This is a genomic window from Promicromonospora sp. NPDC050880, from assembly GCF_044456525.1.
Taxonomy (GTDB): domain Bacteria; phylum Actinomycetota; class Actinomycetes; order Actinomycetales; family Cellulomonadaceae; genus Promicromonospora.
Map to the genome: position 1 here is coordinate 743644 of NZ_JBITFV010000001.1, position 19160 is coordinate 762803.

15 protein-coding genes are annotated in these 19160 nt (G+C 74.1%); 9 read left to right on the top strand and 6 right to left on the bottom strand.

The window, feature by feature from the left end; translation table 11 throughout:
• Positions 1-316 precede the first annotated feature (316 nt).
• The 3 genes from ACIBBF_RS03390 to ACIBBF_RS03400 all read right to left on the bottom strand — a co-directional run bounded on the left by ACIBBF_RS03390 (position 317) and on the right by ACIBBF_RS03400 (position 5049).
• The gene (locus tag ACIBBF_RS03390) at positions 317-4150 is read right to left on the bottom strand and encodes a S8 family peptidase (protein ID WP_397410475.1); all 3834 of its coding nucleotides are present in this window, start codon (positions 4148-4150) and stop codon (positions 317-319) included.
• Between the two features lie 147 nt (positions 4151-4297).
• Complete coding sequence (locus ACIBBF_RS03395) at positions 4298-4840, bottom strand: Clp protease N-terminal domain-containing protein (protein ID WP_397410477.1); 543 nt, start codon at positions 4838-4840, stop codon at positions 4298-4300.
• Positions 4840-5049, bottom strand: a complete 210-nt coding sequence (locus ACIBBF_RS03400) for a helix-turn-helix domain-containing protein (protein WP_397410479.1) — start codon at positions 5047-5049, stop codon at positions 4840-4842. The genes ACIBBF_RS03395 and ACIBBF_RS03400 overlap by 1 nt, the downstream gene beginning before the upstream one ends.
• A gap of 237 nt (positions 5050-5286) precedes the next feature.
• On the opposite strand from ACIBBF_RS03400, the gene sucC reads away from it, so the two are divergent.
• The 5 genes from sucC (at position 5287) to ACIBBF_RS03425 (ending at position 11525) form a co-directional block, all read left to right on the top strand.
• A complete protein-coding gene (gene sucC, locus ACIBBF_RS03405) occupies positions 5287-6456 on the top strand; it encodes an ADP-forming succinate--CoA ligase subunit beta (RefSeq protein WP_397410481.1) in 1170 nt (389 codons plus the stop codon).
• A gap of 39 nt (positions 6457-6495) precedes the next feature.
• Positions 6496-7392, top strand: coding sequence for a succinate--CoA ligase subunit alpha (gene sucD, locus ACIBBF_RS03410; RefSeq protein ID WP_119139663.1), 897 nt, complete (start codon positions 6496-6498; stop codon positions 7390-7392).
• Between the two features lie 209 nt (positions 7393-7601).
• Complete coding sequence (locus ACIBBF_RS03415; protein ID WP_397410483.1) at positions 7602-9299, top strand: DUF6350 family protein; 1698 nt, start codon at positions 7602-7604, stop codon at positions 9297-9299.
• A gap of 9 nt (positions 9300-9308) precedes the next feature.
• A complete protein-coding gene (gene purN, locus ACIBBF_RS03420; protein ID WP_397410485.1) occupies positions 9309-9953 on the top strand; it encodes a phosphoribosylglycinamide formyltransferase in 645 nt (214 codons plus the stop codon).
• 321 nt (positions 9954-10274) lie between these two features.
• On the top strand, positions 10275-11525 hold the full coding sequence (locus tag ACIBBF_RS03425) for an MFS transporter (RefSeq protein ID WP_397410487.1): 1251 nt from the start codon (positions 10275-10277) through the stop codon (positions 11523-11525).
• 12 nt (positions 11526-11537) lie between these two features.
• On the opposite strand, the gene ACIBBF_RS03430 is transcribed toward ACIBBF_RS03425, so the two are convergent.
• Entirely contained in the window at positions 11538-12587 is a 1050-nt protein-coding gene (locus ACIBBF_RS03430) for an SDR family NAD(P)-dependent oxidoreductase (RefSeq protein ID WP_397410489.1), read from the bottom strand.
• 60 nt (positions 12588-12647) lie between these two features.
• On the opposite strand from ACIBBF_RS03430, the gene ACIBBF_RS03435 reads away from it, so the two are divergent.
• Positions 12648-13268 (top strand): TetR/AcrR family transcriptional regulator, encoded by a 621-nt coding sequence (locus tag ACIBBF_RS03435; RefSeq protein ID WP_397410491.1) that lies wholly within the window; start codon positions 12648-12650, stop codon positions 13266-13268.
• Between the two features lie 31 nt (positions 13269-13299).
• Here ACIBBF_RS03435 and ACIBBF_RS03440 read toward each other — a convergent pair whose 3' ends face one another.
• Complete coding sequence (locus tag ACIBBF_RS03440) at positions 13300-13887, bottom strand: TetR family transcriptional regulator (protein WP_397410493.1); 588 nt, start codon at positions 13885-13887, stop codon at positions 13300-13302.
• A 94-nt stretch (positions 13888-13981) separates the two neighbouring features.
• On the opposite strand from ACIBBF_RS03440, the gene ACIBBF_RS03445 reads away from it, so the two are divergent.
• Positions 13982-15046 carry an NAD(P)-dependent alcohol dehydrogenase gene (locus ACIBBF_RS03445; protein WP_397410495.1) on the top strand — a complete coding sequence of 355 codons (1065 nt, stop codon included), beginning with the start codon at positions 13982-13984 and terminating at the stop codon, positions 15044-15046.
• Positions 15047-15268: 222 nt separating this feature from the next.
• Positions 15269-16921: a bifunctional phosphoribosylaminoimidazolecarboxamide formyltransferase/IMP cyclohydrolase gene (gene purH, locus ACIBBF_RS03450; RefSeq protein WP_397410497.1), complete on the top strand. Its 1653-nt coding sequence runs from the start codon at positions 15269-15271 to the stop codon at positions 16919-16921.
• Between the two features lie 194 nt (positions 16922-17115).
• On the opposite strand, the gene ACIBBF_RS03455 is transcribed toward purH, so the two are convergent.
• The gene (locus tag ACIBBF_RS03455; protein WP_397410499.1) at positions 17116-18549 is read right to left on the bottom strand and encodes an NAD(P)/FAD-dependent oxidoreductase; all 1434 of its coding nucleotides are present in this window, start codon (positions 18547-18549) and stop codon (positions 17116-17118) included.
• Positions 18550-18658: 109 nt separating this feature from the next.
• Here ACIBBF_RS03455 and ACIBBF_RS03460 point away from each other — a divergent pair, with 109 nt between their 5' ends.
• Positions 18659-19108, top strand: coding sequence for a DUF3017 domain-containing protein (locus tag ACIBBF_RS03460; protein ID WP_397410501.1), 450 nt, complete (start codon positions 18659-18661; stop codon positions 19106-19108).
• Positions 19109-19160: the final 52 nt, after the last annotated feature.

Here is a 19160-nt window from a genome sequence, read left to right on the forward strand (position 1 = left end):
CGGGCGAAAGTCCACGGCCCTCGGTGCTGCTCCGCGTTGGTGCGCTTCTACCCAGCGATTGCGCCCAGAATCCTCGTGAATTCCGGGCCTGATCGCTGGGTAGAAGCGCACATCCGCACCGCGCCCCGCCGCACGCCGGGCCCCGCCGCACGCCGTGTGCCGCCGCACCGCACACCGCCGCACCGCACACCGCCGCACGCCGCCGCGCCGCGTGCCGCCGCGCCGCACGCCGCCGCGCCGCGTGCCGCCGCGCCGCGGGCTGCCGAGCCGCATGCCGCCGCGCCGCACGCCCCCGCGCGTCAGCCGCCCCCGCGCGTCAGCGCAGCCCGAACGCCCGGGTCAGGGTCTGGGACACCGAGCTGCCGGCGCTGTCCTCGACCGTGGTCCGCAGGGTCGCGAACTGCGCGCCCCGCGGAGCCGCCAGGCGGGCCGACCAGGAACCACGGTCCCGCGTGAGGTCGAGCCGGCGCCAGGTGGCCCCGTCGTCGTACGACACCTCGACCGTGGGCCGGCCCACCGTGGCCTCGATCCCGGGCAGGTGCGACGGCGTCACCGCCAGGCGGGCGGTGCGCGCGGCACGTCCCGCGGTGTCGGTGTCCACGTCGTAGTCGAGCTGGATCAGCGGGAGCGGCTCGGCGGCCTCCGGCCCGCTCGCCCCCGACGTGAAGGTCCACTCGGTGAGCGTGTGCGTCGAGTACGGGCCGGACCAGGCGGCACGGTCGTTGTCGACCACCACGCGGTACGGCAGCTCCTCGGCGGGCAGACCCCCGTTCACCGGCAGGAACTCCGCGTTGCTCCACAGGAGCTCCGTGTCGCCCTGGTAGAGCGTGGCCCGGTTGCGGACGTCGAAGTTCCCGCCGCCCGTGCTGCCGATGTGCCCGCCGCCCGAGTCGCCCCAGCCCGGAACCGGCACGTACATCTGGTCCAGGTAGCGCACCGGCTGCGAGTCCAGCGCCCCCATGCGCGGGCGCAGGACCGGGCCGAACCAGGTCACGTCGCTGGTCGAGCGGGCCGCGTACCGCAGCACCTCGGCCGACGACTGCCCCATCTCGCCCGGCAGGTACGCGCTCTGCGTCCACGGCACGTCGGCGGTGACCCAGTCGGTCCGCTCACCCTGCGCGGGTGCGACGAGCTGGTTGCCCGCCGTCCACCCGTGCCAGACGTCGAACCGGGCCTCCAGCGCGGGACCCTGCCGGTGGTGGCGGAACGACACGTCCACCCGTGCCAGGTCGTGCTTGGTCGAGGTCCACGTCGGCCGGGCCGGCACGGCGCCGGTCCAGTGGTGCACCACGTCGTAGGTGTACTCGGTCGTCGGGTGCGACGTGACCGTGACCTCGGGCCGGTGCCGGTCCAGGGACCGGAGCAGCTCGGTTCCCTGCCCGGACGTGAGCGTGGCGACCGTCAGCGGTGCCGGCTCGCCCGGGATCCACGGGGACTCGTCCCACGGGGTCAGGCGCCCGGCGCCGTCGTGCACCACGAGCAGCAGCCGCGCCCCGGCGTCGGCCGCGGCCTGGGCGAGCGGTGCGATCTCGTCGGTCCCCGCGGCCCGTACGACGACGGCGGTGCCCCGGAGGCCCGGACCGTGCCCGCCCTGCCCCGCCTGCCGGGCACGGTCCGCGAGGTCCGCGAGGCCGGTGGACTCGACCACCCGGAACGTGCGCGTCCCCGCCGGCAGCGGTTCGGCGCCCCGCTTGACCCGCAGGTCGTCGAGGCCGGCGAACCCGGGGCGGGCGCCCCCGACCGTCAGCGCCGGCTGCTCCAGGCGGAACTGGGTCCCGAACTCGAACAGGCCCTCGGTCACCTTCTTGCCCGTCGGCAGCGCCCACAGGCTGTCGTACTCACCCGCCGGGAACATCGAGCTCGCCGTGTAGCCGCCGTTCGGGAACTGCCGCATCACGTCCAGGCGCATCGAGGCCGGGTCGGTCTCCTGCGGCACCTCGGCCCGCACCTGGACCGCCTTGCGTGCGTCCAGCACGACCGAGCGGTCCTGGCTCAGGTCCACGTCCACGAAGCTCAGCAGCGCGGTGCCGAGCGACCCCGGCCCGTTCGCGCCCTCGACGTCGACCGAGAGCCAGCCGCTGTAGCTGTCCACCGGGAGCCGCAGCACGGCCGTGCCCGTCTCGTCCAGGTCGGCACCGGCGAAGATGTCGTCGGACGTCACGAGCAGCTTGCCCGCGGCGGGACGCCCGTCGTCACCGAGCACGGTGACGGTCAGCTCCTGGCGCTGGCCCTCGCGGCTCGCGCCCGTGAGCGTCCGCGCGCGGACCGCGCCGCTGTGATCGGTCGCGACGACCGTCGCACCGAGGTCCGCCTCCGCGGGAAGCAGCGAGAGGTCGGCCGTGAGCGCCACCGACGCCGTGCCGCCCGCAGGCACCGTCACGGCGTCCGCCGACAGCGTCAGGAACCCCTCCGGGAGGGCGCCGTCCACCCCGCCGTCCACCGCGAGGTCGAGCTCGACCGGTGCGTCACCCAGGTTGGTGTACGTGATCGGCTTCGACACCGGCTCGTCCACGTCGGAGCCCCAGGGGTGGAAGCCGAACCCGGCGCTCGCGGTACCGAAGACCTCCGCGGCCACGGCAGCCGGCGCGTCGATCCGTCCGCTGCCGGCCTCGTAGGCGGTGTAGGCGGGGGTCGGCACGGCCGTGCTGACGATCGCCTCCTTGATCTGCTCGGCCGTCCAGCCCGGGTGCGCCGCCGCGACCAGGGCCGCGGTACCCGCCACGTGCGGGGTGGCCATGGAGGTGCCGCTCATCGTCGTGTACATCCCCGACCCGCGCACGAGCTGCGACCGGGCGGCGAGCACGTCGACGCCGGGCGCGGTGACCTCGGGCTTGATCCCGCCGTCGAGCGCCGGGCCGGTGCTGGAGAAGTCCGCCAGCGTGTCGGTCGCGTCCACGGCGCCCACGGCGAGGGCCGAGTCGGCCAGGGCCGGGGTGCTGATGGAGCGCGGACCGTCGTTGCCCGCGGCCGTCACGAACAGGGCGCCCGTCTCGGCGGTGAGCTCGTCCAGGGCCGTCGCCATCGGGTCGTCCGCGCCGGCGGGGGCACCGCCGAGGCTCATGCTGACGATCCGCGCGTCCTGGTCCCGCGCGGCCCACTCCATGCCGGCGATGATCCAGGACTCCAGACCGCGGCCGTTGCTGTCGAGCACGCGGCCCACGTGCAGCCGCGCGCCCGGGGCGACACCCCGCTCGAGCCCGTCGGAGGCGGCCCCGGTGCCCGCGATGGTCGACGCGACGTGCGTGCCGTGCCCCTGGTAGTCCTCGACGTAGTCCTCGCTCGTCACGAAGTTGGCGCTCGCGGCGACCTGGTCGGCCAGGTCGGGGTGGGTGGGGTCGATGCCCGTGTCGAGCACGGCCACGTCCACGCCCGCACCGGTGTTGCCCGCGGCCCACAGCTCGGGCGCGCCGATCTGCGCCGTGGACTCCGCGAGGTCGGCCGTGACCGGGCCGTCGAGCCAGATCTTCTCGATACCGCCCGCGAACGCGGGCTCACCGCCCCGGCGGGCGGAGTCTCCGTCGCCGGAGTCCCTGTCGCCGGAGTCCCCGTCGCCGGAGTCCCCGTCGCCGGACGCCCCGTCGCCGGTCAGGCCGGACCAGAACGCGGCCGCCTCGTCGCGGTCCTGCTCGACGGCGGCGCCGTCCAGGCTCGGCAGCGGCCGCACGACGTCGGCGCCGGCGGGCGGCGTCGTGCCGCGGGACCGGGCCGCGTCGTCGGTGTAGCGGACGATGAGCGGCAGGGAGTCGCTGCTCGCGTCGTCGTAGCCGTTCGCGAGCAGCTGCGTGACGTTGAACAGGCGGTCGTCGAGCACACCGGCCGTGACGTACGACAGCGCGGCGTCCGGGTAGACGTAGGTGCTGCCGTCGCGCTCGGTGCGGTGGTAGGACGACGTCGTCCCGCCGGGTCCGGCGACCGTCGTGACGGACGTGCCGTCGGCGGCCGTGGCGACGGTGACGGTGTCGCCGGTGATCAGGGTGACGCTGCGCGATCCTGCCGCCGATGGCGGGAGCGCGGTGGCGGTCCGGTCCGGGGGGACCGGACCGCCGGGGCGCGCGGGCGTCGCGGCGGACGCCGACGCGGCCCCGACGGCCAGGGCCGCTGTGACGCCGGCGGCGACCAGGGCCCGGGCACGGGTGGAGAAGGTGAACACGGATGTCCCTTTCGACAGTGGTGTTCCTTTTCCTATCCGCCGGGTGCCGCGCGCTGGGTTTCGCGGGTGTAACGAGGACGCCGGTTCGGTGGCCGACACCGGTCATCTGACCCGACCCGGCCACGACGGGCCGTGCCGCACCCCGGGTCAGGCGGCCTGCGCACCACCCTCGGCGCGCTGCCGGACCTGGTCGACGTCGGCGCCGGCGTCGACCAGGATGCGCCGCGCGGGGGAGTCGGCGCGGGTGAGGCCGAGCAGCAGGTGCCCGCCGTGGATCTCCTTCGAGCCCAGCCGGATCGCCTCGCGGAGCGCGAGCTCCAGCGACTTCTTCGCGTCCGGTGTGAAGGGGATGTGCTTGCGTCGCCCGCGCAGCACGCGGCCCGCCCGGGCGAGCGCACCCTCGCCGAAGGTCTCCTCCGTGCGGCGCGTCACCTCGTCCAGGTCGATGCCCACGGCGGCCAGCGCGCCGGGGTCGAGCTCGTCGCCGGCCGCGATGTCCGCGCGGGTGCGGTCGACGAGCCCGCCGACGTCCACGCCGCCGTCGGACAGTGCGGTGCGGGCCGGGCCCGGGGCCGAGGCGAGGGCGACGAGCAGGTGGCGGGTGTCGATCTGCTCGCTGTGCGCGTCCCGGGCCACCTGCTGGGCGTCGACGACGGCGGCGCGGGCGTCCTTGGTGAACCTCTCGAACATCAGATCCTCCTGTTGTGCTTCTTGTGGACCGCCTGCCGCGAGACGCCGAGGGCCTCGGCGATCTCCTGCCACGACCAGCCGAGCCGCCGCGCCCGCTCCACCTGGAGCGTCTCGAGGCGGTCGGCCAGCTCGCGCAGGGCCCGGACGGCGCGCAGCCCCTGGGCGGGGTCGTCCCCGGCGGCGGACGCGACGAGTGCTTGCTGGTTCATGTGTCAACTATGGTTGACGGGGTCGCTCGGTGTCAACTCTGGTTGACGAATCTCCGCTATCGAGACGTGTGCCACACGTCTGTGCCGAAGAGGCCCGGAATACCGCCGCTCTCGTTCGGAAGCACAAGCGATCCAGGGCTACTCTGTACGGGGATGTCTTGACGTCGAGACATCGCTTCAGCCGGGCTCCGGGCGATACGACGTCCGAGCCGCATCCCGATGGAAGGACGCAGCAGGGTGGACCTGTTCGAATACCAGGCGCGCGACATCTTCGAGAAGCACGGCGTGCCCGTGCTGGGCGGGGTTGTCGCGACGACCCCCGAGGAGGCTCGCGAAGGCGCCGAGAAGCTGGGCGGCGGTACTGTCGTCGTGAAGGCCCAGGTCAAGACCGGTGGTCGTGGCAAGGCGGGCGGCGTCAAGCTGGCCCACTCGCCCGAGGAGGCCGCTGAGAAGGCCTCCGAGATCCTCGGCATGGACATCAAGGGCCACACGGTGCACCGCGTGATGATCGCCCAGGGCGCCAAGATCGCCGAGGAGTTCTACTTCTCGGTTCTCCTGGACCGGTCCAACCGCAACTACCTCGCGATGTGCTCCGTCGAGGGCGGCATGGAGATCGAGCAGCTCGCCGTCGAGCGTCCTGAGGCGCTGGCCCGCATCGCCGTCGACCCGGCCGTCGGCATCGACGAGGCCAAGGCTGCCGAGATCGTGGACGCCGCGGGCTTCGCCGAGGAGCTCAAGGGCAAGGTCGCCGCCGTCATCCAGCAGCTCTGGACGGTCTTCAAGGCCGAGGACGCCACGCTGGTCGAGGTGAACCCGTTGGTCCGCACCGAGGACGGCGACATCGTGGCGCTGGACGGCAAGGTCACCCTCGACGAGAACGCGGGCTTCCGGCACCCGGAGCACGCCGAGCTCGAGGACTCCGCCGCGGCCGACCCGCTGGAGGCGAAGGCCAAGGAGAACGACCTCAACTACGTCAAGCTCGACGGCGAGGTCGGCATCATCGGCAACGGCGCCGGTCTGGTCATGTCCACCCTCGACGTCGTCGCCTACGCCGGTGAGAAGCACGGCGGCGTCAAGCCCGCCAACTTCCTCGACATCGGTGGCGGCGCCAACGCCCAGGTCATGGCGAACGGCCTCGACGTGATCCTGAACGACGCGCAGGTCAAGTCGGTCTTCGTGAACGTCTTCGGCGGCATCACCGCCTGCGACGAGGTCGCCAACGGCATCGTGGGCGCGCTGGACATCCTCGGCGACGAGGCGTCCAAGCCGCTGGTCGTCCGCCTCGACGGCAACAACGTCGAGCTCGGCCGCCAGATCCTGAACGAGCGCAACCACCCGCTCGTCACCCTCGCCGACACCATGGACGGCGGCGCCGACCTTGCCGCCGCCAAGGCTGCCGCCGCCTGATCGCCCGCTGAAGACGTCGAAAGCAGAGACAAGAAGACAATGTCGATCTACCTGAACCAGGACTCGAAGATCATCGTCCAGGGCATCACGGGCGGCATGGGTGCCAAGCACACCGCCCTGATGCTGGACTCCGGCGCGCAGATCGTCGGCGGTGTGAACGCCCGCAAGGCCGGCACCACGGTGACGCACAAGGACCAGGCGGGCAACGACGTGACGCTGCCCGTGTTCGGCACCGTCAAGGAGGCCATGGCCGAGACCGGCGCGGACGTCTCCGTCGTCTTCGTGCCGCCGGCCTTCACCAAGGACGCCGCCATCGAGGCCATCGACGCGGGCATCGGCCTGCTCGTGGTCATCACCGAGGGCGTGCCGGTGCAGGACACCGCCGAGGTGTGGTCGTACCTGCAGGGCAAGGAGACCCGGATGATCGGGCCGAACTGCCCCGGCATCATCACCCCGGGCGAGTCGCTCGCCGGCATCACCCCGCACACCATCACGGGCAAGGGCCCGATCGGCCTCGTGTCGAAGTCGGGCACGCTGACCTACCAGATGATGTACGAGCTGAAGGACTTCGGCTTCTCGACCGCCATCGGCATCGGCGGCGACCCGATCGTCGGCACCACGCACATCGACGCGCTCGAGGCCTTCGAGAACGACCCGGAGACCAAGGCGATCGTGATGATCGGCGAGATCGGCGGCGACGCCGAGGAGCGGGCCGCCGCGTACATCAAGGAGCACGTCACCAAGCCGGTCGTCGGCTACGTCGCGGGCTTCACCGCCCCCGAGGGCAAGACGATGGGCCACGCGGGCGCGATCGTGTCCGGCTCGTCCGGCACCGCCGCCGCCAAGAAGGAGGCCCTCGAGGCCGTCGGCGTCAAGGTCGGCAAGACGCCGTCCGAGACCGCCGACCTCATGCGCGAGATCCTGCAGTCGCTCTGACGCCACCCGGCTGAGCACCCCCGTCGAGGCCCCTCGCTCCGGAACCGACCGGAGGAGGGGCCTCGGCGCGTTCGGGGCCGCGAACCGGGCCTTTTACCGCAGAACACACCGCCGGCACCATGCTCGGCAGTGATTTTCCGGCAAGTTCACCCGGGCCACGCCGAGCCAGGTCCCCGGTGTGACAGCAACCAGCGGGTGAAGATGGGGCCGTGAGCGCACCACCCCGCACGAGCACGGCATCCCGCACCCCGGGTGCCCGGACGAGCCGTCCGGCGAGCCGGCCGGCCGCCCGACGCAGCCGGCTCGTCGACGAGCAGCCCGCGGCGGCCGCGTCGTCGGGCCTGTCCGACGTCGTCGTCGGCGTCCTCGCCGCGGGGCAGGCGCTCGTCCTCTCCCTCGCCGTGGTGGTGCTCCCGGCGGTGGTCGCCTACCTCGTCGGCACGGCAGCGCAGGGGGCACCGTCCGGTGCGGCCGACGACGCCGTCCACGTGCGCTCCGCGGTCGACGTCGCGATGGGCATCTGGCTGCTGGGCCACGGCGTACCGCTCACCACCGGTGAGGTCACCCTCTCCCTGGCACCGCTCGGCATCACGGCGCTCGCGCTGTTCGCCGTCTACGTGTCGGCCAAGCGGTTCGCCGCGACCTCCGTCCGCGCGTGGGTCGCCGGTGCCGTGACCTACGCGCTGTGCACCGCGGCGGTCGCGGCGTTCGCCGGGAGCGCGCCCGGCTGGTCGCTCCCCGTGGCTGCGGTGGCCGGACTGGTCGTGGGCGGGCTCGGCACGGGGCTCGGCATCCTGGCCCGCCCGGACGCTCCCGCCCCGGCCGAGATCGGCGAGCGGACCGAGGCCCTGGCGTTGCGGCTCACCGGCCTCGACCTCGTGCCCCCGACGTTCCGGCTCGGCCTGCGTGCGGGTGCGGTCGTGACCGCTGCGCTCGTCGGGGGCGCCGCGCTGCTCGTGGTGGCCTGGGCGGTGGCGGGGCGCGCGACGTCGTCGGACATCATCACCGCGCTCGAACCCGGCTGGGCCGGGGGCGTGGTGTTCGCCGTGGCGCAGCTCGCCCTGCTGCCGAACCTCGTGCTGTGGGCGGTGTCGTGGCTCGCGGGCCCGGGGTTCGCGATCGGCGCGGGGACGAGCTTCACCCCGTACGGCACGGTCTCCGGCCCGCTGCCGGCGATCCCGCTCCTCGGTGCCCTGCCGGGGGCGGACTGGGCCAACGCGGTGAGCGCCTGGTCGCCGGTGCTGGTGGTCGCGTGCGGCGTCGTGGCGGGCCTGTTCGCCTGGCGGCGGCTGGAGCCGTCCCTGGTCCGCTGGCCCGACGTCGGCTGGGTGCTGGCCGGCACGGTCCTGACCCCGGGCGTGCTCATGCTGCTGGGGCAGTGGGTCGCGGCGGGGGCCGGCGGTCCGGGCCGGCTCGCCGTCATCGGTGCGCAGCCCCTCGTGACGGCGGGGCTGGTGTCGGCCGAGGTGGCCGGGGGAGCGGCCGCCGTGCTGCTCGGCGCCAAGCTCGACGTGGTGTCGCGCCGCGGTGAGATCGGGGAGGACCTCGTGACGTGGCTGCGCCGCCCGGCCCCCGTGCGGTCCGACGGCGGTGAGGACGGGCCGGACGCCGGCCGGGACGGGCTGGACGTGGAAGGGCTGGACGTGGAAGGGCTGGACGTGGAAGGGCTGGACACGGCTGACGCGGCCGGGCCTGGCGGCGGTGAGCGGGCGCCGGGACGCCCGGCGCCGGACCTGGCGGCCGAGCTCGGTCCCGAGGCGTCGCCGGACGAGCCCGAGCCCGTCGGCGGTGAGGTCCTCGGCGACCCCGGCCGCGCGTGGGACGTCTCACGCGAGCCGGGTGCGCACGTCGACCTGGGTGCGGCCGAGGACTCCGGCGGGGCCTCCGGAGCCCACCCGGGAAAGTAGGCTGGGGGCGTGCAGACGCCCTCCGGTCACCCCGTCGAGTCCAGTTCCGCCAAGCGCCTGGTGGTGCTCGCCTCCGGCGGCGGGTCCAACCTCGGTGCGCTGCTGGCCGCGCACGGCGACCCCGCCTACGGCGCGCGCGTCGTCGGTGTCGTGTCAGATCGCCCGTCCGCGGGCGCGCTGGACCTGGCCCGGGATGCCGGTGTGGCCTCGGCCGTGGTGGCCATGAAGGACTTCGAGGACCGGACGGCATGGAACACCGGTGTGCTCGAGGCGATCTCCGTGTTCCAGCCCGACTACGTGGTCCTGGCCGGGTTCATGCGCATCCTGGCGCCGGACGTCGTGCGCAAGTTCGAGGGGCGCATGCTCAACACGCACCCCGCGCTGCTCCCCAGCTTCCCCGGCGCGCACGGCGTGCGTGACGCGCTCGCCCACGGCGTCAAGGTCACCGGCAGCACGGTGCACCTGGTGGACGACGGCGTGGACACCGGCCCGATCATCGCCCAGACCGCCGTGCCCGTGCACGAGGATGACGACGAGCCGACGCTGACCGAGCGCATCAAGACCGCCGAGCGGGCCCTGCTCGTCGAGACCGTGGGCCGCGTGGCCCGCGAGGGCCTGTACGTCACGGGCCGCCGGGCGACGATCGGCCGCTGACCGCCGGGCCGTTGCCTCCGCGGCGGCGGACGCAGCTGATCCAGTGAGCGCGCGTGCGTCCTGTCCGCGCTCTCGGACCGGCATCGCGGACATTTCACCCACTCGACACGCGTGACCGCTACGTTGTGCCGCGTGACCGTCGAGACCTCGGCCAATCGCCCACCGACAGATCCTCCGCCGCGGCGCGCGCCCTCCCCGGACGCTGTGTCTCCGGAGGCCGTGTCTCAGGGGGTCGCGCTTCCGGGGGCCGCGCTTCCGGGGGCCGCGTCGTCGGGCTCCGCGTCGCCAGCCGCCGGTTCGCCGTCCGCCGGATCCTCGGACGTGCCGCTCCGCCGGAACGCGGCCTACCTGCTGCTCACGACGGGACGGTTCGCGCAGGCGATCGGCGCCGGTGTCGGGACGTTCGCGATCCCGTTGCTCGCCTTCGAGGTCACGGGGTCGGTGGGTCAGGCCGGGCTGATCAGCGGCGTCGGGCAGGTGGGTGCCCTGCTGGCGACGCTGCCGGCCGGCGTGGTGGCCGACCGGGTCAACCGTCGGCTGCTGCTGGTGGTCGCGGCGGCGACGGGTGCTGCCCTGTGGGCAACCGTCCTCGTCGGCGGTGTCGCGGGCACCCTGGGCGCCTGGCACCTGGCGCTGGTCCTGTTCGGCTCCTCGACGGTGAGCGCGTTCGTGAACCCGGCGTCGGGCGCAGCGTTGCGCGCCGTCGTGCCCGCTGCGCAGATGGCGGACGCGATGGCGGTCAACCAGGGGCGGATGGCGGCGGTCGCCCTGTTCGCCGGGCCTGTCGGCGGCTTCCTCTACGGCATGGCGCACGTGCTGCCGTTCGCGGCGTCCGTGGTGGGGCACGCGATCGAGCTGGTGGCGGTCTCGTTCGTGCGCCGCCCGCTGGGTGAGGAGCGCACGGGTGCGACGCACCCGCTGGCCGATCTGCGCGAGGGGCTGCGGTTCGTGGGCCGGGTGCCGCTGTTCCGGGCGGTGCTCGTGCTCATCACGCTGCTGAACCTGACCTCGATCGCGCTGGTCGTGGCCGTCAACCTGGAGCTGGTGCGCACCGGCACCGACCCGCGCCTCATCGGTCTGGTCGACGCGTGCGCGGGGATCAGCATGCTGGCGGGCGCCGTCGTCGCGGGCCCGATCGTGCGGCGCGCGCGGGTTGGCCGGCTCGGTGTGCTGACCATCGGGCTGCTCGCCGTCGCGCTCGCCGTCATGGCGCTGGCGCCGGCCTACTGGGTGTTCGTCGCGATGCTCGCCGTCGGCGTGTTCCTGTACCCGGCGCTCAACGCGGGCTTCACCGGCTACCTCGCGGTGATCATCCCGGACCGCATGATGGGCCGCGCCACGTCGCTGCTCGGGCTGACCGGGCTGATCGCCGCGCCCGCCGCTCCCGTGCTGGGCAGCGCGCTGCTGGAGGGCTGGGGGATCGGCGGCACGCTCTGGGCCATGACGGGCGCCGTGCTGATCGTGCTCGTGGCCCTTGCCCTCACCCGTCCGCTGATGCGGATCGGCACACCGGACACCTGGGCCGCCGATGCGATCGACTGGCCGGTGGCGCGGACGCCGTCGGCCACCTGACGGCCGCTCCGCTCAGGCGGCCGACCAGCCGCCGTCCGCCGCGACGATCGCGCCGTTGAGGTTCACGGAGTCCTGCGACAGGAGGAACGTGATCGTCGCCGCGAGCTCCTCGGCCATCGCGAGGCTCAGGATGTTGACCTGGTGCGGGCGCAGCACGGCCGCACCGAACTCGGCCTGGCCCGGCACGGGGATGCCCGTGGCGACGCCGCCGGGCGCCACGGCGTTGGTGCGGATGCCGTGCTTGGCGTACATCACGGCGTTCGACCTGGTCAGCCCGACCACAGCGTGCTTGGAGGCGGTGTAGGCCGCGCCGGCCGCGGAGCCCCGCAGCCCGGCCTCCGAGGTGACGTTGACGATGCGGCCCTGGCCGGCCGCCAGCATGCCCGGCACGACGGCGCGGGTGAGTCGCATCGTGCCCTCCAGGTTCACGCGCAGCACCCGCTCCCACAGGGCGTCGCTGACCTCGTGGACCGCCGACATGTCGTCCATGATCCCGGCGACGTTGGCCAGCGCGTCCACGCGGCCCTCCGCGGCGGCGACGATCCGGGCGACGTCGTCCTCGTTCGAGATGTCGCCCGCCACGGGCACGACCTGCGCTCCGGAGGGCAGGTCGGTCAGCGTGGACGCGAGGTCGTCGAGCTTCTCCGCGGAGATGTCGGCGGCGATCACGCGGCCGCCCTCGCGGGCCACCCGGGAGGCGACGGCTCGGCCGATGCCGGAGGCTGCGCCCGTGACGACCACGGTCTGCCCGGTGAACCGGCCGGGCGTGATCCGCTCGGACCAGCCCGCGGCCGTGCCGGTGGCGGCATGCTCGGCGTCCGCGTTCGCGGACCCGCCGGCCTCCTCGGGTGCGGCCTCCCGGTAGGCGGTCATCAGGCCGTCGAGCATCTCGGCGGGGAACGCGCCCCCGGACAGGGCGACGAGCTGTTCCAGCGGCAGGCCGCGGGCCGGCGTCAGGGAGTCCGGGGTGGCGCCGCCCTGTGCGAGGAGCCCGGCGAGGACCTGGCCGCCGACAGGGTGGTCGAGCCACTCGCCGACGGTGGAGTGGACGGTCAGTGCCATGGTGTGCTCCTCGAACGTGGTCGATACCGGACAACATTGTCCGGTATCTAGGATAGCGCCATGACCGGTGTGCTTCGCGACCCTCGACGCGGTGCGGTTCCTCGCGCGTCCGCGGCGCGCGGTGGCGCGCCCAACCTCGGCCCCCGGGCCGCGGCGGGCAACCGGGCGGCGCTGCTGTCCGCGGCCCGCGAGGTCTTCGGCACCGCCGGGACCGGCGCCCCGCTGAGCGCGGTGGCCAAGCGGGCGGGCGTGGGGCAGGGCAGTCTCTACCGGCACTTCCCGGAGCGGCTGGACCTGGTGGTGGCGGTCTTCGAGGAGCAGGTCGTGCTGGTCGAGGAGCTCGCCGCGACCGGCGTCGCCCTGCCGGACCTCCTCGGGCTGGTCACGCGGCACGCCGTCGACTCGGTCGCGTTCGTGGACCTGGTCCGCTCGGGGGAGCCCGACCGGCGGGTGGTCGCGCTGGGGGACCGGGTCGCCGCCGTGCTGGGTGCCCGGCTCGACGAGGCCGCCGCGGCCGGCGCGGCACCGGCCGGCACGACGCCGGACGACCTGCTGCTCGCCGTCGCGATGGTCGCGGGCGGGCTGTCGGGGTCTGACGGCGACGCCCGGGTGCGCCGGGCGGAGCGCGCCTGGGAGCTGCTGGGGTTCGAGGTGCGGATCCCGGCCTCGGGTGACGGGTGACCCCGCGTAACCCCGTGTGATCGGGCGTGGCTCAAGCCGGCGCGACGGCGCGCCGGACCGCCTCGCGGAGGAACTCCCGGCGCCGGTCGTGCTCGGCCTGGGCCTCGTCCGGGTACGCCGCGTACACGTTGCTCACGGGTGACCAGGCCATGGACATGGCGATCACCATGGCCATGACGTCGAACGGGTCGCCCGGGCCCACCACCCCGGCCGCCTGTGCCTCGGCGATGGCGGCGAGCTTCTCGCTGTCCTGGCGCGCGTCCGCGTCGACGAGGTGGCCCTGGGGCCTGCGCTCCAGACGGGCCCAGGTGGCCAGCCGGACGATGTCGGGGCGGACCAGGTACTCGTCGTACAGTCGCACGGCCCAGCCGGGCAGGTCGTTGGCGTCGATGGTCGCCAGGTCGATGATCTGGCGGAACGACTGCGCGAGCACGGCGTCGAAGAGCTCGTCCTTGGTGCCGAAGTAGCCGTAGAGCTGGGCCTTGTTGGTCCGCGCGGCGCCGGTGATGCGCTCGATCCGGGCGCCGGCGAAGCCGAACTGCGCGAACTCGACGGTCGCGGCCCCCAGGATCCGGTGCCACGTCGCCGCGCCGCGCGCGGTGGGGGGCTTGTCTGGCACGTGGCGAGGATACCTGCCACGTGCTTGTCGGGTCCGGGTGCATGCCGTAGGCTCCAAATAAACCGAACAGTCTGTTTGCTCTGAGGAGGCGCACATGCGCAGCACCCACGGGTACGGGGCCCGGCACCCCGAGCAGGAGCTCACGCTCCGCACCATCGAGCGCAGGGAGCTGCGGCCGGACGACGTCGCGGTCCGCGTCACCTACTGCGGGGTCTGCTACACCGACCTGTCCGCGCTGCGGTCGCTGTCCGACCGGGAGGGCGACGACCTGCTGGTGCCGGGGCACGAGTTCGTCGGCGAGGTGGTGGCGGCAGGCGCCGAGGTGACACGGTTCCGGGTCGGTGACCAGGTCGCCGTCGGCAACATCGTCGACTCCTGCGGCACGTGCGACCTGTGCCGGGCAGGTCAGGAGAACTTCTGCGCGGAGTTCCCCACGCTCACCTACGGCGGGCGCGACCGGCACGACGGCACGACGACGCTCGGCGGCTACTCCGGCGAGTACGTGGTCCGCGAGGATTTCGTCTACCACCGTCCGGCGAACCTCGACGCCGCGTCCGTGGCACCGCTGCTCTGCGCGGGCGTCACGGTCTGGGAGCCGCTGCGCCGGTGGCAGGCCGGGCCCGGGACGACCGTCGGGGTCGCGGGCCTCGGCGGTCTCGGGCACCTCGCGGTGCGCCTTGCCAAGGCTCTCGGCGCACGCGTCGTCGTGCTCACCCGGTCGCCCGGCAAGGCGGACGACGCGCGGGCGCTCGGGGCCGACGACGTCGTCGTGACCACCGAGGAGCGTGAGCTCGCCCGGGCGGCGGGCACCGTCGACCTGCTGATCGACACCATCTCCGCGCCCCACGAGCCGGGGCCCCTGCTGCGGCTCGTCGCGCTCGACGGCACCCTCGTCTCGCTCGGCTACCTGGGCCCGATCTCGCTGGAGACGATGGACCTGCTGATCGGGCGCAAGAGCCTGGCGTCCGCCGGGAGCGGGGGACGCCCGCGCACCCAGGAGCTCCTCGACTTCTGCGGCGAGCACGGCATCACGGCCGACGTCGAGGTGCTGCCCTCCGCCCAGGTGTCGACGGCCCTGCGCCGACTGGCCGCGAACGACGTGCGCTACCGCTTCGTCCTCGACCTCTCCGACCTACCCGCGGTGCGAGCCGTGGTGTGAGCCGTGGTGTGAGTCGTGGCGTGAGTCGTGGCGTGAATGTCGGCGCGAGCCCCGATGGGTGACCCGGGCGGGCGGCGCGGCCCGGTGCCGCACCGGTAGACTGCCCGTGGCCGTGACTGGCGAGGGTGGGTCACCACCGGGGAGCGGCCGAGCGACCCGTGATGCGCGCCGCCCGCCTGGGTGCCAGGGTTTTCCGCGAAGCTACCTCCGAGGAGAACCGCCATGTCCGGCGCCCCGTCCACCCCTGACGTCCAGCTCACCGACGACTCGCAGCGCCCCGTCCGGCGCGCCCTGCTGAGCGTCTACGACAAGACCGGCCTGATCGAGCTCGCCACCGCGCTCCACGCGGCGGGGGTCGAGCTGGTCTCGACCGGCTCCACCGCGTCGAAGATCGCCGACGCCGGCGTCCCCGTCACCCCGGTCGAGGAGCTCACAGGCTTCCCCGAGTGCCTGGAGGGCCGTGTCAAGACGCTGCACCCGCGCGTGCACGCCGGCATCCTGGCCGACACCCGCAAGCAGGACCACCTCGACCAGCTCGCGCAGCTCGACATCGCGCCGTTCGAGCTCGTCGTCGTGAACCTCTACCCGTTCGCCGCCACCGTCGCCTCGGGCGCCGGGCCGGACGCCGTCGTCGAGCAGATCGACATCGGCGGCCCGTCCATGGTGCGCGCCGCGGCGAAGAACCACCCGTCCGTCGCCGTGGTCGTCGACCCGGCCGCCTACCCGGCCGTCGTCGACGCCGTGCGGGCCGGCGGGTTCACCTACGCGCAGCGCAAGGCGCTCGCGGCCCAGGCCTTCGTGCACACCGCGACGTACGACGTCGCCGTCGCGTCGTGGATGGGCAGCGTCGTGTCCCCCACGGACGAGGTGACGGTCGACGGCGAGCCGCAGCACTCCGGCTTCCCGGCCTGGATCGGCGGCACGTGGGACCGCTCGGACGTGCTCCGGTACGGCGAGAACCCGCACCAGCGTGCCGCCCTGTACACCCGCGGCGACGGCGTGACGGGCCTGGCCCAGGCCGAGCAGCTGCACGGCAAGGCCATGAGCTACAACAACTACGTCGACGCCGACGCCGCGTGGCGCGCCGCCTGGGACCACGAGGGCCCCGCCGTCGCGATCATCAAGCACGCCAACCCGTGCGGCATCGCCGTGGGCGCGGACATCGCGGAGGCGCACGCGAAGGCGCACGCGACCGACCCGGTCAGCGCTTACGGCGGCGTGATCGCGGCCAACCGCCCGGTGACCGCGGACGCCGCGCGGCAGATCGCCCCGGTGTTCACCGAGGTCGTCGTCGCCCCCGGCTTCGAGCCGGAGGCGCTGGAGATCCTCCAGGCCAAGAAGAACATCCGGCTGCTCGTCGTCCCGGAGGCGCCGGCCGCCGCCGTCGAGACCCGGCCCATCTCGGGCGGGCTGCTCATGCAGGCCACCGACCGGTTCCAGGCCGACGGCGACGCTCCCGAGCACTGGACCCTGGCCACCGGCGAGGCCGCCTCGCCCGAGGTGCTCGCCGACCTCGCCTTCGCGTGGAAGGCGGTGCGTGCCGCCAAGTCGAACGCGATCCTCCTGGCCAAGGACGGCGCGGCCGTCGGCATCGGCATGGGCCAGGTGAACCGTGTGGACTCGTGCCGCCTCTCGGTCGAGCGTGCCAACACCTTGGCCGACGGCGAGTCCGGGCCCGTCGAGCGCGCCCGGGGCGCCGTCGCGGCGTCGGACGCCTTCTTCCCGTTCGCGGACGGCCTCCAGGTGCTGCTCGACGCCGGGGTCACCGCCGTCGTGCAGCCGGGCGGGTCGATCCGGGACGAAGAGGTGGTCAAGGCCGCCGAGGCGGCCGGCATCACGATGTACCTGACGGGCACGCGACACTTCGCGCACTGAGGCGAACAGAGGGACGCCGCGGCGCCCGGCGCGATCGGGGTGCCGGGTCGTGGTGCCCCGCGGAGCTCGGTTGCTCTGTGTAGACAACGTCTACGCAGAGCAACCGAACCCCGCGAGGGTAGGTCTCCCTGGCGACCAACCGGGGCGTCTCGCCGCCGTGCGCGGAGATCCGGCTGCCGGAGCGACCCGCACGGTCAGAGCACGGCGTCCTTGAGCTTCGTGCCCGGGGCCAGGGCGCGGTCCAGGTCGATCTCCAGCGGGACGCTGCGGTTCATCAGCTTGCGTACCTGCCCCACCTCGCGGGGGGAGTCGACGAGCAGCACGGCCCGGACGGTCGCCACGCGATGGCCGTCCGGGGTGCGGCGGGGATGCCGGTCCAGCGCGCGCTCCAGGTAGAGCGCCGCCCAGCCGCCCGCGCTGCCGCCCGAGGCGCTGCCCGCCCCCGGCTCGCCAGGCGCCGGCGGTGCCCCGCGCAGCACCACCTCGTCGAACGGGGACGGCGCGCCGAACAGCGCCAGGTCGTGCCCGAGCTGCTGCGAGAAGACGTACGGCGCGTGCGCGGGGACGGGAGCCAGACCCAGCCGGGCGCGCACGTGCTCCGGCTCGGCGGCGCGCTCGTCCAGGCCGAGCAGCGCGCGGACGGTCGGCTCGGGGTCGTGCAGGGCGGCCGACCAGTGCCCGCCCGGCACCGGGCCGAACACCGGGTGCTCCCTGGTCGCCACGTCACCCACGGCCCAGACCCGCCGCAGCGCGTCGAGGTGCAGGTGCCCGGCGGGGTCGGTGGGGGAGTGCAGCCCCATGAAGCGGCCGGCCCGGTTGACCCGCAGGCCGCCGTTGGACTCGAGCGGCAGCGAACCGGCCAGCCAGCCCGACGCCGGACGCGCGCCCACGGCCGCCAGCACCAGGTCGGCCTCCAGCACGCGGCCGTCGTCGAGGGTCACGCGTGCTCCGTCCGGCGCACCCTCCTGCCGCCCGGCCAGCACCTGGTCGACGGCGATGTCCGTGAGCAGGGTGACGCCGGCGTCGTCGTACCAGGGGGTCAGCAGGCCGCCCACCCGGCGGCCGAGCTGGCGCTCCAGCGGCACCGGGCCCGCCTCCACGACCGTGACCCGCGCCCCGGCGCCCGCCGCGACCCCTGCGATCTCGGCACCGATCCAGCCCGCGCCGACCACCACGAGCCGGGCACCGGGAACGAGCGCGGCGCGCAGCCGGTCGGCGTCGGCCGCGGTGTGCAGGGTGACGGCGGCGTCCCAGCCCGCCGGGCGGACCGGCGCGCTGCCGCAGGCGAGCACCACGGCGTCGGCCTCGACGTCGTCGCCCGACGCCGTCCGCACGACCACGTGCTCGCGGTCCACCCGGAGCCGGACGGCCGGGTCGGCGAGGCGCAGGTCGTCGACGAGGGCGGGCAGGTCGATGCCGAGGTCGTCGGCCAGCCAGACCGGCTCGGTGCGCTTGAACAGCTCCTTGGACAGCGGCGGCCGGTCGTAGGGCGGCAGGCCCTCGGCACCGAGCACGGTCAGGTGCCCCTCGAAACCGTGCGTGCGCAGGGCTGCGGCGGTCTGCGCGCCCGCCAGCCCCGCACCCACGACCACGACGCTGCTGGGGACCTGTGCTGAGGGTGAGGGCATGGACCTCACGGTAGCTCGCAGGCCGCCAACCTGGGAACGCGCTGGCATTCTGGTTGCAAGCAGGTCACGGCTCTCCTGAATCGCGACGTTTCGGTTGTACTCTCGTGCCGTGGATCTCAGTGAGACGCGGACCGCCCCCGGCGCACCGGGTGGCGCCACGACGCTCCTCGAGCCGGGCCCCGCCGGAACCGCTACGCTCGAACGCGCCGGACAGGCAGGCCTGGCCGGGGCCGCCACGACGACCACCCGGGAGCCTGACCGTAGTGAGCCAGCCAGCGGCGAGGCCGCCGACATGACGCTCCCGGAGCTGCAGCGCAGCAACCTCGCGATCTGGATGGTGCTCGGCGGCGTCGTGCTCTCGGTCCTGCTCGGCATGGTCGCCGGCGCGCGAGCCGGGGCGATCGGCATCGGCGTGGTGCTCGTGGTCTGCGCGATCTTCCGCGCGGTGCTCGACAGCCCGGTCGGCCTCGTGATCCGCACGCGGACCATCGACATCGTGCTCTACGGCTCGACCGCGGTGCTCATCGGCATCCTCGCGGTGGCGACGCCGAGCATCTGAACCTTCTCCTCTGGTTCTTCCCCGTCCGGCCCGTCCGACTCTCCGGGCGTCC